Source organism: Mycobacterium kyorinense, from assembly GCF_002101735.1.
GTDB classification, from domain to species: Bacteria; Actinomycetota; Actinomycetes; order Mycobacteriales; family Mycobacteriaceae; genus Mycobacterium; species Mycobacterium kyorinense.
In genome coordinates, this window is sequence record NZ_LQPE01000010.1 from 45,438 (window position 1) to 60,720 (window position 15,283).

The following is a 15,283-nucleotide window of genomic DNA, read 5'->3' on the forward strand; positions in this document are numbered from 1 at the left end:
CCATGACCGTGGCGTTGTCCGGATCGGCGGAGGTGGAGACGCCCCGAGAGCGTGCTGTGCGGAGGGTCGAGGAGCTCAAGCGCGCTGTCGGTGGGGTGCTGGAGGTCCTGGCCGCGATCTACCGCGACGAGGACTGGCGCTACCTTCACGATGACACCGGCGCCCCATTTGCGGGTTTCGGCCAATTCGTGCAATACACGCTGGGAGGTTCAGCGTCGAATGCGCGGCGCTACCGGCAAGGAGTCGAAACCCTGGTGGTCCCGCTGCGGGATTTGACGGCCCCGGATACGCGGATTCCGGTAACGCCCAACGATATTGCGCAACTCGGTCAATCAGGAGCTCGCAGGGTCGTCGCGGCCGCACCCGATGTGCTGGACGGTATCAGCGACAGCCGGGCGCAGACCGCCGCGCTGCGAGAGCTGATCGACGAGGTCATCGCCGAACGCCACTCCCCCACCAGCACGGACGGAGCGGTCAGTTCCGACGACGAATCTTCAATGCTGCCGGCAATCCCCGCGGCACTCCCCCGTGCACCTGCGGGCGACGTCGCAGCCGCCGGCGACTACTGCCGCGATATGGCGTCTGATTCGATGGGTGCCGATCCGCTTAGCCGTGCCGTCGATGCCGTGACCGGCCGGGACGATCGCCCGGATATGGCGGCCGGGCCCGCTACGGATTGTCAGAAGCTGGCGCGAGCGCAGTCGATGATGATCGCGCGCGCGACGATCAGCGGCGCCGACCTGCAAGCTGTGTTGAGCACGGTTTTAAGTGTCGACCCGGTGACGGCGGCCGACGGTGTCGATGCCGCGAACAGCGCCCAAACCGCCCGTGATTGTTTAGCTGCCGCGCAGCGCCTCGCCCGGCTCGGCCAGCTACTCAAGGCGTTGCACGAAGCGCAACCGGCTAAGCAGACCCTGATTCGCACGTTATCCGGCACCGACTCGTCAGGGGCCGTTCCGACAAGCTAGAAGTCTGTCGTGGACATCCCCACCCAGCCAAAAAACATAGGGCTGGCGTGAATCCTGTTTTGTCTTAGGAACTATCACGATAACTTGGGCCCCGATCAATCGACGCGCCCCAGCAGTCGGCTGCAGAGTTGCACCATCTTCGCTACCTGTTTGGAGTGCCCCACGTCGCTAAGGGTGCGGCTGACCAGGTCGTAGTTTGTGCCGCCGCGGTTGATGTACTCCGCAAACAGTGCCATCGAGAGTTCATTGATGGCATCGACTTCGGCATGGGTAGCGTGTTCGCCCGCCGCCAGCTCTTGCAGCCGTTCTGCGGATGTCTCGATGCCGAGATCGGCAAGCCGAGCCGCAAGATGGCGTGCGATGTTAGCGGTCAGAGCCGTCATCGTTCCTTCTTTCATTTGGTACTGCTGGCCATAGGTTTTCGCCGACCGCGAGCTTGTAGCAATGGGAGGCGAGGCGGCCACACACGTCGTAGTGGTAGCGGTAGATCCTGCGTTGTGTGCGATCGAGGCCGAGGTAACGTTCGCGTTGCGAACCGTTCAGGCCAACGGGAACGGTGTCGGTGTTGGCCGTGTAGTCGGCCGGGACCGCGCTGGGGCTTGATGTCTGCATGACGGGATCCTCCTCGGGCGTGATAGCCAGTACGTTGACGGGCCAGTCGACGTTGTTGTGACCAAACGTCTGCCGGCGCGTTGCGCTACTGATCGCTTTTGCGTTCTCGTTTGTCATCCATCTTTCCTTGGACCTCGTCCTGCGTGAAATACGTTTGATGTCAAGTGAACTGGCGCGTTTGGGTTTTGCCAAGAGGTGTTGCTGATAAGCGGGCTTATCAGCGCGCTCCCCCGCACCGCGTTGAGATGAACCCGCTTCGCTGTCGGTGGGTGCTGGAATGCTATCGGCATGATCTACCAGCGGCCATTCGATAGCCATCGGAGTTGGGCTGTCGTCGACGTCGAAACATCGGGGATGCATCCCGAGACATCCCGGGTGATAAGCCTTGCCGCCCTCGCAATGTCCCCGAGCGGCGTCATAGAGCGGGCGGTTGTCAGTCTGCTCAACCCGGGAGTGGATCCGGGGCCGACAGACATCCACGGCTTGACCCGCGACATGCTCGCCGGGCACCCCCGCTTCGCCGATGTCGCTGCCGACCTGGCCGAGCTGCTTCAGGGGCGAATACTGGTGGCCCACAACGCCGCGTTCGATTACGCATTCCTGGCCGCCGAAGCGCGCATCGCCGGTGTCGCGCTACCTGTTGAGGCTGTGATGTGCACGGTCGAGCTGGCCAGCCGACTCCAGTTGGGCACCGACAACCTGAAATTGAGCACCTTGGCCAAATACTGGGAGATCACGCAGAGGCGTCCGCACGACGCCTTCGACGACGCCGTGGTGCTGACACAGGTGCTGATGCGCGCCTTAGACCGTGCGCGTGCTCTCGGTGTGCCGCTGCCGATCCGGGCGCCGGGCAGTGCGACCGAGTTCGCGTTGTTTGGTGTGGACGGCGATTTCGATCTGAAGGCCAGCCAGCGCGGCCATGTTGAGCAGCGCATCCACGCTGAACCGGTCGATTTGGCGGCGAGCTAAGTAGGAGATGCGGGGCTGGGTCACGTTGAGGCGTTGGGCCGCTTCGGCTTGAGTCCATCCGTTGGCCGCGATGCGGTGGTTGATCGCATCGATCAGCTCAGCTCTCACCTGCATGTTCACCGCGGTGTCGGTGAAGTGTGCTGCCGGTTGCGGTGAGGGCATAACGAGGACCTTTCACGAGGTGGCCCTCACTTTATCGCCCGAGCTCTGGCCTGCTGTTAGTTGTTGGACGGTGTGGCGGTGGCGTCCTTGAGGGCTTGTTGCTGGGTGTCTGGCCAGCTGACCGCGGCGAGCTGTTGGCCGTGGCGGCCGCGGAAGATGCCGATCAGCACCGGGTTGGCGCCGCTGGCGCGGGTGTAGGTGTAGACCGGGCCGCCGGAGTCGCCGTGGTCACTGGTCAGGTCGTATCGGCCGGGGTTGATGGTGAACCAGCCGGGGTGGACGTCGGCGATGAGGCCGCAGGAGCGGCCGGTGGTGGCTCCGAGGTGGCAGACCGGCATGCCAGGCTGCGGCTGCAGGCCGGGTTGGGTGATTAGTGGCCGGGTGAAGGTGGGGCCGAGCAGGTTGGTGACGGTGCCGGCGGAGCGCTGGAGGCTGATGGCTTCGTAGTCGATCACTGTGTCTTGTGATCCGGTGGTGGGTTGGCCGGCGCGATTGGTGTGTGAGTAGAGAACGGTGCCGATGCGGTTGCCGGCCGTGTCGCGGACCTGGCCGTCGCTGTTGCAGTGGCCGGCCGAGTAGCCGATGTGATTGGTGGTGTCGACGTAGGCGAGGGTGCATTTGGTGCTGCCCTGCACGATCGTCATTCCCGGGAAGACCATCGTGTTGGCGGCGGATGCCGGCGGTGCAAGAAGAGCCACGCTGGCCGTGATCAGCAATGCGGCGGCCGCGGTGAACAGCCCCCTCAGTCGGATCGTCACGCGCGTTGCCTTTCCTCGTGCTCGATGAACGCCTCTACTTGCTCGATCAGCGCCGCGGTGGCGGTGACTTTGCGCCGCTCGCGCACCGACCGGTACAGAACGGCCTGTTCGAATCGCATTTTCAGCTCGTAGGGCACGCGGAAGCTGATTTGGACCTGGTCGTCGCCGGCGGCTGGCTCGGGCATCAGCGCCTCTCTCCTGACTGGCGCGCTCACAGGACGCGCATCTCACAGAGATGCTAGCTAGCTCCATTGCTTGATTGGTAGAGGACAAGCTCGCTCCCGCGCATGGTCTCGTGATTGCTGGCTTCCGTGCTTGTTGGCTTTTATGATTCCATGCTTGCTGCTGTTATAGCTTGCTAGCTTCTTGACTGTGGTCTTCTCCATGGTTCAAGGGCGGTTGAGATGAGAAGGTTCCCCAACGCCTCTCCCCCGCGTCACTGGAAATAACCACTGCTCAGCGCGATACGCGCGGCTCGACACCGCAGAAATGCCTGCCTGTGTGCGATTCACCTGCCTGATCGTCGGCGGCCGACCCGCTAAACGGCACTGGCGACCCAGTGGCTCCGGTCAGCGCCCACCATGGTGAGCCAGCCCCGCAACTGCCCTAGCCGGTCGCCGTTAACCGCGGGCAGGCGGCTCCGCCGCCAGCCACCGGAGCCACCGCGTAACCGCGGCGGCAACGACCGACCGGCTCATCCTGAGCCGAGAACGTACCGCTACTAGCACCCATCGGACTTTCGCCACCAGCTGAGCGACAAAGTGTCACCGGCACCGCACCCACTCAAGCCATCACACAGCGGGTAACTTGGTCAGTCGGCACCCCGCCGGAGGTCCGGCATGGGCGCACGGTTTCCCAGCAACCGGGCGTCGGTTTGCGGGCGGCGTGTGCTGCCGTCGCGAGCCCGGCTGACGCTTGCGGCGCCCCGAAACCGATTGATTCCCTGGGGAATTCACCGCCCCCGTATCTTGCCGTTGCGTCACGAGTGGGTGTCAGTTTTCCGCGGAAAACTGATACCCGCTTGGCTACTTCAACAATTTCCTGAGCTGAGTGACGAGTGTCCGAGCTCCTGTATCGCCAAGCTGCTGGTGCAATGCAGCGGCCAAGGCGTTCGGTTCGGTATCGAACTTCCGCAACGCCTTTGTCACCGACCGCAGGTTCGGCGCCGACGCCTCGCTTGCAGGCGCTGGTTGTCCAGTCCCCTCCCCCACTTCATGATTGCTGTCGCCGTCACGTCTGTTTCGGTCGCGGGTCGCGTTCCACCGTGCCACCTGCTGCTCAAGTGGCACGCGCGCAAGCGAACGTGCCTCCCGAATCGCGAGATCGCCTCTGCGAGTGGCTTCCTGAAGGTCTGGTGTCAGGTTGAGCAGCGCTCGCCTATGTGAGACCCACGTCTTACTCTTTCGGAGGTGTTCGGCCGCAGCGTCGGCGCTGCCGAACTCCTCTACAAGCTTCTCGACGGCCTTGGCTTCCTCGATGACATCGAAGCCGGAGCGATCGACGTTCTCGGAAATAATCGCGGTGAGCAGTGTTGCGTGGTCTTTGGCCAACTCGTCCTTGATGACGACGTCGAGTTCGGGCCGGCCGAACTTCTGTGCGGCCGCTAGGCGGCGGTTGCCGATGATGACCACCCAGCGCGCCGAAATCGTGGCTTGCGGATAGATGTTCTGAAACGCACCCCGGGTGACAACCACGACCGGCTGGAGTTGGAAATCGACGATTGATGCCAGTTCGTCTAGGTCGCCGAGTGAATCGCGGGGGTTGTATGGGTTGGCTACCAAGTCTCGTAGTGGCACCGATCGGGACAGTCCCGATCGTGGCGTGACTACCGGTACATGCGCAGAGCCGTCGACTGACGAATTGTCGCCGACAGCGTCAACGAGGGCATCGAATGTCTTAACACCGCCGCGTCCCATTAGCGGGCTCCTACCATGTTGAGTTCGTCTGCGAGGTTGTAGTAGTCAGCCGCCGCGTTGGCGGCTGTGCCGGTCTTCTTGTACTGGGTGACCACGATGCCCTCGTTCGAGGCATTCGTGTGAATCTTGTAGTGGCGCACCACCGTGTCAGCTAACGGCCATCCCTGTCGGCGAATGAAGTTCTGTGTTTCCAACAGCCAGTGCTCACCGTCTCGGGGGTCCCAGTCGTTGATGAAGACGCGGTAGGGAATGTTTCGCGGTTCGAGGAGCTTGCGGATCGTCCGTGCGGTCGGGTCGAAGCACATTGGGGCGGGCAGGATGGGCACGATCGCTTCGTCGGTGACGTCCAGGACGGTCCTGAGCGCGTCCGCGGAGTATCCGTCGCCGAGACCATCCCCGCAGGAATCCGGGTCAAGGTCGAACCACCCTGCGGTGTCGACGTACACCTCGGCGATGCCGGGGAGATTGTTGAGCTGCCTTAGCCACTCGAGGGGATCGTCGTGTGCTTGGACGAGATGGAAGGGGAGTGCGTCGACTCGGTTGGCCCACCATTTCGCCGAGCCCTGCGGGTCAATCGACACTGCGGCAACTGGCGAGAAGGCTTGCGGGTCGAGGTCGGCGGTCAGCGTTTCGGCTCGCACTGCTGCGAGGTTGACGGTCGCTGTGCTCTTGCCGACACCGCCTTTTTGGTTCAAAACAGTGACAACTCTAGTCATAGGGGAGAGGGACCTTCGTGTTCTTCGACCGCGATCGCGGCCTACGGGGAACAGGCAGCCAAAGACTACGTCCGACACACTACAACCGGCCCCCGACACGCTGAATTCTGCGCAACAATTGACCAGTTTTCCGCGGAAAACTGCGTGACATGGTGCACCTGCGCAACGCCGCCCCGAACGCTTGCTAGGACCAGGAGTTGCGTCCGCAGACTGCTGTGACCTGCATTTATCGTGTTCAGGCGAAGGTAGTTTTCCGCGGAAAACTGCATCTGCTGTCGCTTGGGATCGGACCGCGAAGATCTCGCTGCTGTGGCGCCAAAGCGCCGCATCCCAATGGAACCTCTAACTGCTTGTACTAGCGTTTCCGAACAAATTTCCCCGCGCCGGCGGGCAGGCCGCAATGTCGGCGCCACCGGGCCACCGAGCGGTTCGAACGCATATGCGCTATGCGCTCTGACTGCCACGCTGACCGGCCCCGCGCCGGCGCCCTCAACTCGCTTCGCCCACGTCGCCTGCGGCACCCGCCGCGCAGTCCCTCGATTGCGGTTAGGCCACGTGCTATCGCAGAGAAATCGCGCGAGTCCAACGATGGGATGCAACGGCAGTCGATGTAGGCCTCGGCGCGTAGATCCGCTACTTCGGCGGGCCGCCCCGCGCGTCCCCTTGCGATCGATGATTCTCCGCGGGTCGGCTCGGGGCCCACCGCGAACGCAATCGATGTGGTCGCGTCTACCGAGCTGGGCAATAATGCATCGACCCCTTGCGAGCGGACCATGCGCGCGTACCAGCTTTCGCGTACGTCGGGAGACCGGCGGTTCGGCGGCGGCAAGCCAGTCGGCGTGGCCGGGGCTTCTCCAGGGCTCGAGTTCTGTGATAGCGGCCCGGATTGCGCGCAGACCGGCCGGAGATCCTGTCAGTCACATAACGCTTCGACGTCGGCACCGCCGAAATGGCCTGCAGCAAACTCATGAGAATCCCTGATGCGGTGGCAATCGCGGCCCTCGCCAACCGCAGTGGGGTCCGAAACGCAAGCATTTATCGGTGACTTGTCTATATATGCTGGCTTTGTGGCCAAGCATCTGATCGACATTCGAGCTGCGGACTTCCACGATCAAGGAGACGGTGGACGCGGCTGTTCGCCGCGCGACGGCGCACCGACAACAGCGCGTGGCCGACGCACTGGACGCACTGGCCAACGCACCATCAGCAGGTCGCGCCGCGGCATGGCGCTGACATTTCTTGTAGACACCAGTGTGATCAAACGACTCGACCAGCCCGCAGTGCGGCAAGCGGTGCACCGCGAGCTGTGGCCGGCGAACTTGCGCGAGCCCGTATCACCGCTCTCGAGGTCGGATATTCCGCCCGCAATGAGGTCGGCACCGGCTAATAGCAGCATTGGATGCTCACCTACGCCCCGATTCCCCCAACCTGCGCTCTTGGGCCCATCGGTGGATATGAGAACGCCGCCCGGGCGGCGCTGGACCCCGATTGTGGCGTCACAGTGACGCAACGGCGTCCGGCTTCTCTGCCGGTGGCTGGGCTGTGGGCCGTCCTGGGCCAAATAGCCGGGCGGAACGGCCATTTGGGCGTTACCGGCCGATCTGAGGATCAAATTACTCGTTTGATGATGACCTGCCCGGCGGGCAGGGGGCTGACCTTGATGGGCACACCGCTCTGCTGGGCTTCGATGACGCGGCCTTGTCCCGCGTAGATCTGGACATGTTCGGGCACCCCTGGGGCGGAGAAGTTGGAGAAGACTAGGTCTCCCGGTCGGGCGTCGGCAAGGTCGGTCAAACGTCCGCAGTTGATCTGCTCGTAGGTGGTGCGGGGCAGGATCAGTTGGCCGTTGGTGGCTTGGGCAACGCTGTATTGGACCAGCCCCGAGCAGTCGAAGCCCCCACCGGTCGGCCCGGCGGCGTTGCCGCCGCCCCAGATGTAGGGCAGGCCCAGCGCCCGGCGGGCGGCGTTGACGATCTTCTCGCCCTCACTGGCGGGGGGGTCGTCATTGTGGTGGCTGGTCTCGGCGCTGGCGGTGGCCGGCGTGGCTGCTTGCTCGACGGCTTGCTCGAGTGGCTGAAGCAGCGCGGAAAGGGCGCTCATCGGTGTTGCGCCGCCGATCGGCATCCCACCCGCCGGAAGACTGGGGCTCATCGGCGTCCCGGCGCCGGTGATGGGGGGCCGTATCGGGTTCGCGGCTAATCCCGTTGGCGCGTTGGGAAGCGATGGTGCGCCGCGGCCGGTCTGGGGCGCGGGTGGGTCGCTGGCTGCCGGCGGGCGGCGCGGGTCGGGGGCGTCGGGCCGGTCGGGTCTGGGGTGTCGGGGACGCCGGGTGGGATCGTCGTCGGGATCGGGGGTGGCGTTGGGGTCGTCGATGGTGGGGAGCCCGAGCTGGGCGGTGCGGACGTTGGCGGCGGCTGTCCCGTATCGGGTTGCGGTGTCGTTGACCAGGGCTTGGGTTTCGGTGATGCGCTGATGGCCCGCCCGGTTGAGTGCTGATTGGCCTTCAGGGGTGTTGGCGAATGGTCCCAGCGCTGCTTTGTCGGATTCCCAGCTGGTTTGGATGGCATTGAGGGCGCGGTGTGCGGTGCGGGAGATGTCGGCAGCGGCGGTGAGTTGGTGGTCGGTGTGTGATTGTGCGGTGGTGAGCTGGCCGCGGGTGTTCCCCAATGTCTGGGTAGTGGCGGTCGCTGTGGTGGCGGCCGGGCCGGTCCAGGTGTGGGGCGTTAGCGGGCCGGTCGGCGGTGGATTCGCTGGTGCGGGCAGGGCTGGTGTGCCGGTGCCCAACAGGCTTCGTGCCTGGTGGAGGTAGTCGTCGACGAGTTGCCACATGGTTAGTAGGCCGCCGCGGGTGCGTGGGGGTTGGCTTGCTGGACCTTGGCCGCGAGGTCGATCGCGCTGGGTTGCACTTTGTGCACGTCCATGACGTAGCGGATGGAGGCGGCGATGTTGGCGATGGGGTCGTAGATGTTGTTGCTCAGGGTCGGCAGGCGGTATTTGCGGAAGTTGTCCGGAGTGAGCTGTGTCAAGCCGCGACTGGAGCCGGCGGGTGCGCCGTCTGGTTCTTTGGGGCCGCGCGCGTTGCGGTCGATCAGGTTGACGGCGTTGGCGTTGTTGCCGGATTCGCGGTGGATCAGGGTTTGGTAGCCGGTGTGCCAACGTTCGCGGGCGGCGGGATCGGTGATGCCGAGTGCGTCGAGGGCGGCGTCGATCGCGGCGTCTATCGAGCCGTTGGGGTATACGCGGGTGGCGCGGATGTCGCCGCCGGAGCCCGGCTGATCAGACGGGCTCGTGTCGACGAGGCCGGCGCCGGGGTGGCTTGCATAACTGGTGAGTCCGGTGAGGCTGCCTATTGCGCCGAGGGGTGTGGTGGCGGCCGCCGGTAGGGCGCCGGCCATCGGCATCAGCGCTGCTGGTGTGGCCAGTGGTGTCATGGCGGCCGGCATCAGCCCTGCGGCCGCGGGCGCGAGCGTGGCAGGGCCAAGGCCACCGGTGGTGGACGGGGCGCCGGCGGGCATTGCGGCAGTAGGTGGGATGGGTTGGTCGCGTGGGGCAGGGGGAGTGGCGGCTGCGGTGTCAGTTGAAGGGTCGTGGCCGTTGTGGGTTTCGTTGAGGTGCTCGGCGAGGTCGGTGGTGAGCGCGCGTAGTGCGTCGGCGGCTTGGTCGTATCTGGCGGCGGTGGTGAAAATGAGGTTCATCGCCTCGGTGATGCGTTGTTGTCCGCTGGCCAGTAGGGCGGCGTCGCGCAGCGGGCCCGGTGTTGTCGCGGCGGCGGCTTTGGTGTGGTTCCAGTCGGCGGCGATCGCGTCGAGCTGCTGTTGGGCTTCGGCGCTGATTCGGGCAGCGGTCGCTGTGATGTCGGCGCTGTTGTGGGCGGTGCTGTACAGGTGGGTGCGGGCCTTCTGTAGCGCTGCGCTGGCGGTGGCGGCGGTGGCGTTGGCGTTGCCGGTCCAGTCGGGGTGGGGCAGTGTGGCTGTGCTGGCCCCGGGCGGGGTCGCTGTGGGCGGGTCTGATTCTCCCAAGATTTGGCGCGCGGCCTGCAGATAGGCGTCGACGACCTGCTCAACCGACATGTTCGGTGGGTCGTGGGGGCAGGCCGAACCCCGGTGAGACCGCTGGAGTGTCGGTGGCTGTGTTCGGCGGGGGGCTTGCGAGGGTTGTGGCGCGGTCGTGTTCTGGCGGCGCGGCCGGCGGGGGCGGGCTGGACGTTGACGGGGTGTCGGCGGGTTCGGTGGGGCGGTAGAAGCCGTTGAAGCCGGGCATGTCGTTGATTACGCCCAGGGGCTGCAGTTTGCCGTCGGGGCCGATGAGTTGGCCGTTGCCGGCGACGATTGCGGTGTGGTCGTCGAAGACGGCGATGTCGCCGGGTTGCAGGTCGGCGGGGTCGATTTTGCGGCCGGGGTCGGCGCCGTCGGTGGGGATGTCGACGCCGGTGCCTGCGTAGGCGGTGGTGGCGACGTCGCCTTTGCCGGCGGGCTGGTTGATGGCGGTGCGCACCGCCTTGGCGGCGGCGGGATTGGGGGCGGTGACCACTTGCCCAGAGGGCAGGGTGATGTCCTTGGATTCCGGTGCCGGGGCCGGCGGCGGCGCTGGGGTGTTGCTCGGTTGCGCAGCGGTGCCCGGGGTTGCGGGTGCTGCTGGCGGCGTCGATGCGGGTTGGGTGGACGGGGCGGTGGACGGGGCGGCGGGCGGTGTCGCCTGGTCGGCGGGTGTGGTCAACTTCGGCGGCGCGAGCGGATCCTTGTCGGTCGCGGTGACCTTGGGGGGTTTCAACTCGTCTGCCGGGTGCGCTGTCACCGCCGGGCCGCCCAGCGGGGACAGTCCTGGTGCGCCGAGACCGCCCAGCCCGCCGAGTGCGGGCATGCCCATCCCGGGCATCCCCATTCCGGGCATGCCCATCCCGAGCGGCGACATGCCCATGTTGCGCAGCGCGTCAGCGATGCCGTTGGCGTTGTTGGCCTTGTCTTGCACGTTTTTGGTCAGGGCGTCGATCTGCTGTTGCATCGCCGCGAGACGACCGGATTCGGCTTCCGGGGTCGAGCCCTGTGGGGCGAGCGCGCCGCCGAGATCGGATCCGTTGCGCAGGATGCGGTCGTTGGTGCGGCGGCCGTCATCGGAATTGGCGCCTGATTGGTCGCTGGCATGGGTGGCGGCGTCGTGCAGCTCTTTGAGCTCCTGCTGCATCTTGTTGATGGTGTCGTTGAGTTTGTCGATTGCGTCCTGAGTAGGGCCGCTTCCGCCGGTCTGCGGCGCCGGCCCGGGCGGCGGGGGCGGAGCCGGCAGGTTGGGGTGCTCACCGGTGCCGAACAACTCGTGACCGCCGTGGCTGAAGCGTTTGAATTCCTCGATCAGAACACTTCCCAGGGGGCCGAGAAACAGGTTTCCGATCCACGAGGGAAAGAGCATGTCGGTGACAAACGACACGTGCGGGAGCCTTCCTTGTCGACGCCGGCATTGCGGCGGTTCTGACTCAAGACGCTATGGCGGTTAGCTGCATGTTCTCAAGAGGACTCTCAACTGGCCGCGGTCTGTTTGGAGGGTTTGCCGGTGTAGCAGACCAGGGTGCGTGTTATAACGAGGTCGATGCGCCTTGCCGGTCGTGATTGGTGATCGTGTTTGCCGGGCGCGGCCCGCGCAGTGCGAGCGTTCCGATGATCGTCGGGTCGCTGCGGCGGTGGTTCAGTGGTGTCGCGCACGACGGCGTGTGACTCGTCGAGCCGGGCATCCTCACGAGGAGCTGCGTTGCACCGTGACCTGGTTGCTGGCGTGAAGCGTCGATAGGCGCAGCCTGCTGTCTTCGTCGTCTTGCCACATGACGGTGACGACTCCGTGTTGGTCGACGTCTATACCGTCGACTTCGCCGGTGCGGCCGTCGAAGGACACGACGTCTTTGGGTTGCAGTTCGGCGGCGGACACGACCAAGTCCTCGGCGGGCCGAGCATCGGCGTCTTGGTCGAACCCCAGCCGGGAGTCGCCCTCGAAGTGGGTGATCTTGCGTACGACCAAGGTCGGGTCGAGGTCTGGTCGCTGCGAGAGCGGGAACCACGGCGCGTTCGCGATGTCGTTCCAGGTGGCGGCGCCGAGATTCGCAGGTAGTTCGGGCACGTAGCGGGGTACGAGCGTCACGGGCGGGCGCAGTTTGGCTATCACGGCCGCTTCCTCGGGGACGGTGCTGTCGGCGGGCGGGGTGAAAAAGTACTGGGTTTCGCGGGGTTCTTGGTGGATGCCGGTCGACATGCCGCGGCCTTTGATGCGGGGCACGAAGCGGCCGGTGTAGCTGTCGTCGAACAGCATTTCGGCGGCGATGCGCGAGATCGGGCCGACGGAAACCCGGTTGCCGAAGTTGTCGCGGGATTCGGTGTCGATCAGGTCGTGGTCGGGGCGCTGCATGCACATGACGAGATGGACACGCGCGGTGCGGCTTAGCCGGGCCATTTCGTTGATTTCGGTGAGGGTAGGGCATTCTTTCGGCCCGTTTTTGGGTTTGAGCCCGTTGTTCCACAGGCGCTCCAAAACGACTTTGAACTGCGCCGCCTCGTCGACGATGACCAGGTAGGGCAGGTTGTCGTCCCACTGAGTTTGATCCCATCGCGCGCGGGCGTTTCGGTCGTCTTGCAGCTTGTACATGCGGTGGATGGTGGCGATGGATTCGTACGGGTCGCTGCTGATGATGTGCACGTTGGGCCAACCGACAAAGTCGGAGAAGGAGCCACCTTTGAAGTCGACGAGGACGATCGCCCAGCCGCGCAGCGCGGCCATCATGATGAGGGTCCGCAGGTATACGGTTTTGCCTGCGCCTGTTTTTCCGCCGACAAGGGTGTGCGGGGAATCCAGCGGATCCCATTCCTGCACGCCGAGGTCTAAGTCCACTCCGTAGGCGAAACGGGTTTGGCGGTATTGGCCGACAGCTTCGGCGATTGATCGCACGGCGGGAACTGGGGTGGGGTAGATGACGCGGTCGAGTTCTGGTTTGGGCATGAAGACGACTTCTGATGCTTGCGTCTTCCACTCGACGCGCCAGTTGCCGCCGATGAGTTCGGTGAGGGTTTGCACGGCGAGGCGTTTGCGGAATTCGCCGGTCAGCTTCTTGGCGATACTGTGTTTGATCGTGAAACCGCTGGTCAGATCGCCCGTTACCGTTGCTGTGGCCTCGAAGACCTCGCGGACTTTCTTGGTCAGTTCGGCGTGGTCTTCGTCGATCTGTTCTGGCACGAAATGATCTGCGGTGAAGCGTAAGCCTGAAGGGTCGGGGCTTACCCGGTAGTGGGCGCCGCAGTGTGCGCGCAGCGTCTTGCGGATGGTGGTTGCTAAGTCGGGGCGGCGGGCCGCCGGCCCGGTGGTGTCGTCGAGATCCACGGGGTGGTGATCGATCGAGGGGTTGCTGAATGTGGGGCGTTTGGCGCGGATGGTCAATTGTTCGGGCACCGCTGACTTGGGTTGCCACCTGGTGGCCGGAATCACGAGCGGGGTTGGTTGCTGGTGTCCGAGGGGGCCGTAGAGGGCTTGGATGAGGGTGCTGCGGGTCTTGGTGCGGGTGGCGCGCAGACGGTAGCGGTCGACGGTCAAGCTGGTCGCGGCGATCGCTGCCGCGCTGGCCAGGCCGATGGCCGGGATCAGGGGTGCGTGCAGCCGCCCGTTGATGACGGCGAACGCGGTGGTGAAGGTGGCTCCGGCGGTGGCGATGGTCGCCGAGGCGACGGGGAATCGCAGCGTCCAGGTGTCGGGCTCGGTTTCGGAGGCCACTTTGGGGTGGGTGGCCCACCACAGGTGGGCTGATGCGGCGATGGTGATGGTTGTCGAGATGGCCAGCGCAAGGGTGGTATTGGTGCGCAAAGCGGCGAGGATGCCGTGGTGGTTGGTGATGTAGCGGTAGCCCAGCCAGGCGCCTGCGGCGACGAGCGCCAGTACTGCCAGCACGGCTTCTGTGGGGTCTTTGTCAGAGGTGGCGCGTGCCGATGGGGATGGGTTGGAGCTGGCTTTCATCGCGGGTCCAGACTCCATCGGCTGGCTTTGGTTGCGCGATCCCAGGTGACCACATATTCCGGTGCGCTCGGGTGGCGCAGCCGGTCGACGATTTTGGTGGGAAGTTGGTTGGCGGGGATCTGGAAGCCGACCTCGAGGGCGGTGGCCGTGTGCCGGCGGCGCAGGAGTGCGGCAGCCGTCAGGGTGGCGGTTAGCGCGGTCAGCCCCGCGAGCAGAACGGTTTTCACCTTTGCAACTTTTGGTTGTGGCCCGGGTGTTCTCAAGAGGACTTCAGGGGCGTTGAGCGGGGCCGGGGCTAGTAAGGTGGACGCAGGCTGGCTTTGTGTTGTGCTGTAGCGCAATGCGTTTCGAATCGTGACTCAGCGCCGGGTTGGTGGTCAAAGGGCGTGTTCGGTGAGTTGCTCGAAGAGCATCTGCACCCCGGTGGCCAGCCGGTGGGGGGCGCCTTCGGCGTAGGTGATCCAGACGCGTTGGTCTGGGCCTGTGTGTGGCCAGGCGATGATGCGGCCTTGCGGGGTGTCTAGCACGGTGACGGCGGTCTTGCCGCGTCGGGTGGTGCCGTTGTGGCGGCGGGCCGCGGTCAGTTCGGTGGCCACTTCGGGGTGGGAGGCGGTGTTGAGGATCTGTGCGTCGTGTTCGGGGATCCCGTAATCGATCAGCAGGTCGGTGATGGTTTGTGGGGGGTGGGTGGCGAGCTGGTTGACGTCGTCTGCGGAGAGTTGGACCGGTGCCGATAGCGGTGCTGGTGGTGCGGTGCCGAGCTGGGTGTCGAGGACCTTGGTGGCGGCGTCGGGCCAGTCGGCGGCGGGCACGGGTTGGGCCAGGACGAGGTCGCGGGTGCGGGCGGCGTAGACGAAACGGTTGTCGTGGCGGCCGATCGCGATCCGCAGCATGGTGTCGGGGATATTCAGCGGGGTGATCCGTACGGCGAGTGTTTCGTCGGCGCGGGCCAGGTCGCGCAGGAGGTTGGCGACTTCGGGCAGCGCGCCGGTGGGGGTGAGGATGCCGCGTTCGGTGAGGCGCTCGTGTTGCAGGGTGTTCCAGCGTGGGCCGAGTTCGGGGCTGGTTATCGGGGTGTAGAGGGCGAGCACGTCGGGCAGGGGTCCGCCGAGGTCGATGTGGTCGATGAGGTAGGCGGCCTCGTCGACGCTGATTTCGAAGCCGTAGTAGTGCTCGTCCGCGGTCATGGGTTTGTCCTTGTG

14 protein-coding genes and 1 pseudogene are annotated in these 15,283 nt (G+C 65.1%); 2 read left to right on the forward strand and 13 right to left on the reverse strand.

Annotated elements, in window-relative coordinates; genetic code table 11:
• Nucleotides 1-2: 2 nt before the first annotated feature.
• Complete coding sequence (locus tag AWC14_RS02075) at nt 3-968, forward strand: hypothetical protein (protein WP_048892246.1); 966 nt, start codon at nt 3-5, stop codon at nt 966-968.
• A 95-nt stretch (nt 969-1,063) separates the two neighbouring features.
• Here AWC14_RS02075 and AWC14_RS02080 read toward each other — a convergent pair whose 3' ends face one another.
• Both AWC14_RS02080 and AWC14_RS29365 read right to left on the reverse strand, forming a co-directional pair.
• Entirely contained in the window at nt 1,064-1,351 is a 288-nt protein-coding gene (locus AWC14_RS02080; RefSeq protein WP_048892245.1) for a hypothetical protein, read from the reverse strand.
• Nucleotides 1,332-1,898, reverse strand: coding sequence for a hypothetical protein (locus AWC14_RS29365; protein ID WP_235215825.1), 567 nt, complete (start codon nt 1,896-1,898; stop codon nt 1,332-1,334). Before AWC14_RS29365 ends, AWC14_RS02080 begins: the two co-directional genes overlap by 20 nt.
• Between AWC14_RS29365 and AWC14_RS02090 the strand changes: the two are divergent.
• Nucleotides 1,869-2,420: pseudogene (locus AWC14_RS02090) on the forward strand (exonuclease domain-containing protein); the annotation flags it as partial. The gene AWC14_RS29365 and the pseudogene AWC14_RS02090 sit on opposite strands and share 30 nt — an antisense overlap.
• On the opposite strand, the gene AWC14_RS29370 reads toward AWC14_RS02090, so the two are convergent.
• The 11 genes from AWC14_RS29370 to AWC14_RS02145 all read right to left on the reverse strand — a co-directional run bounded on the left by AWC14_RS29370 (nt 2,382) and on the right by AWC14_RS02145 (nt 15,268).
• Nucleotides 2,382-2,711 carry a helix-turn-helix domain-containing protein gene (locus AWC14_RS29370; protein WP_081264587.1) on the reverse strand — a complete coding sequence of 110 codons (330 nt, stop codon included), beginning with the start codon at nt 2,709-2,711 and terminating at the stop codon, nt 2,382-2,384. The pseudogene AWC14_RS02090 and the gene AWC14_RS29370 sit on opposite strands and share 39 nt — an antisense overlap.
• A gap of 56 nt (nt 2,712-2,767) precedes the next feature.
• Complete coding sequence (locus tag AWC14_RS02100) at nt 2,768-3,469, reverse strand: Rv1815 family serine proteinase (RefSeq protein WP_231113853.1); 702 nt, start codon at nt 3,467-3,469, stop codon at nt 2,768-2,770.
• Nucleotides 3,466-3,654, reverse strand: coding sequence for a hypothetical protein (locus AWC14_RS02105; protein WP_045374725.1), 189 nt, complete (start codon nt 3,652-3,654; stop codon nt 3,466-3,468). The genes AWC14_RS02100 and AWC14_RS02105 overlap by 4 nt, the downstream gene beginning before the upstream one ends.
• Before the next feature lie 840 nt (nt 3,655-4,494).
• Entirely contained in the window at nt 4,495-5,385 is an 891-nt protein-coding gene (locus AWC14_RS02110) for a ParB/RepB/Spo0J family partition protein (RefSeq protein WP_045374722.1), read from the reverse strand.
• Complete coding sequence (locus AWC14_RS02115) at nt 5,385-6,101, reverse strand: ParA family protein (RefSeq protein ID WP_045374720.1); 717 nt, start codon at nt 6,099-6,101, stop codon at nt 5,385-5,387. The genes AWC14_RS02110 and AWC14_RS02115 overlap by 1 nt, the downstream gene beginning before the upstream one ends.
• A 1,608-nt stretch (nt 6,102-7,709) precedes the next feature.
• The gene (locus AWC14_RS02120; protein WP_045374717.1) at nt 7,710-8,930 is read right to left on the reverse strand and encodes a C40 family peptidase; all 1,221 of its coding nucleotides are present in this window, start codon (nt 8,928-8,930) and stop codon (nt 7,710-7,712) included.
• 2 nt (nt 8,931-8,932) lie between these two features.
• Nucleotides 8,933-10,171 carry a transglycosylase SLT domain-containing protein gene (locus AWC14_RS02125; protein WP_048892244.1) on the reverse strand — a complete coding sequence of 413 codons (1,239 nt, stop codon included), beginning with the start codon at nt 10,169-10,171 and terminating at the stop codon, nt 8,933-8,935.
• Nucleotides 10,161-11,522 (reverse strand): NlpC/P60 family protein, encoded by a 1,362-nt coding sequence (locus tag AWC14_RS02130; RefSeq protein ID WP_053094024.1) that lies wholly within the window; start codon nt 11,520-11,522, stop codon nt 10,161-10,163. Before AWC14_RS02130 ends, AWC14_RS02125 begins: the two co-directional genes overlap by 11 nt.
• A gap of 303 nt (nt 11,523-11,825) precedes the next feature.
• Nucleotides 11,826-14,099, reverse strand: a complete 2,274-nt coding sequence (locus AWC14_RS02135; RefSeq protein WP_235216057.1) for an FtsK/SpoIIIE domain-containing protein — start codon at nt 14,097-14,099, stop codon at nt 11,826-11,828.
• A complete protein-coding gene (locus AWC14_RS02140; protein WP_112650111.1) occupies nt 14,078-14,308 on the reverse strand; it encodes a hypothetical protein in 231 nt (76 codons plus the stop codon). Before AWC14_RS02140 ends, AWC14_RS02135 begins: the two co-directional genes overlap by 22 nt.
• A 150-nt stretch (nt 14,309-14,458) precedes the next feature.
• A complete protein-coding gene (locus AWC14_RS02145) occupies nt 14,459-15,268 on the reverse strand; it encodes an ESX secretion-associated protein EspG (RefSeq protein ID WP_045385095.1) in 810 nt (269 codons plus the stop codon).
• Nucleotides 15,269-15,283: the final 15 nt, after the last annotated feature.

What these genes read in the sequence shown, in the direction of transcription:
- AWC14_RS02145 (WP_045385095.1), bottom strand. Translation starts at nt 15,268, where the DNA reads ATGACCGCGGACGAGCACTACTACGGCTTCGAAATCAGCGTCGACGAG.
- AWC14_RS02105 (WP_045374725.1), bottom strand. Translation starts at nt 3,654, where the DNA reads ATGCCCGAGCCAGCCGCCGGCGACGACCAGGTCCAAATCAGCTTCCGC.
- AWC14_RS02110 (WP_045374722.1), bottom strand. Translation starts at nt 5,385, where the DNA reads ATGGGACGCGGCGGTGTTAAGACATTCGATGCCCTCGTTGACGCTGTC.
- AWC14_RS02080 (WP_048892245.1), bottom strand. Translation starts at nt 1,351, where the DNA reads ATGACGGCTCTGACCGCTAACATCGCACGCCATCTTGCGGCTCGGCTT.
- AWC14_RS02115 (WP_045374720.1), bottom strand. Translation starts at nt 6,101, where the DNA reads ATGACTAGAGTTGTCACTGTTTTGAACCAAAAAGGCGGTGTCGGCAAG.
- AWC14_RS02125 (WP_048892244.1), bottom strand. Translation starts at nt 10,171, where the DNA reads ATGTCGGTTGAGCAGGTCGTCGACGCCTATCTGCAGGCCGCGCGCCAA.
- AWC14_RS29370 (WP_081264587.1), bottom strand. Translation starts at nt 2,711, where the DNA reads ATGCCCTCACCGCAACCGGCAGCACACTTCACCGACACCGCGGTGAAC.
- AWC14_RS02135 (WP_235216057.1), bottom strand. Translation starts at nt 14,099, where the DNA reads ATGGAGTCTGGACCCGCGATGAAAGCCAGCTCCAACCCATCCCCATCG.
- AWC14_RS29365 (WP_235215825.1), bottom strand. Translation starts at nt 1,898, where the DNA reads ATGGCTATCGAATGGCCGCTGGTAGATCATGCCGATAGCATTCCAGCA.
- AWC14_RS02120 (WP_045374717.1), bottom strand. Translation starts at nt 8,930, where the DNA reads ATGTGGCAACTCGTCGACGACTACCTCCACCAGGCACGAAGCCTGTTG.
- AWC14_RS02075 (WP_048892246.1), top strand. Translation starts at nt 3, where the DNA reads ATGACCGTGGCGTTGTCCGGATCGGCGGAGGTGGAGACGCCCCGAGAG.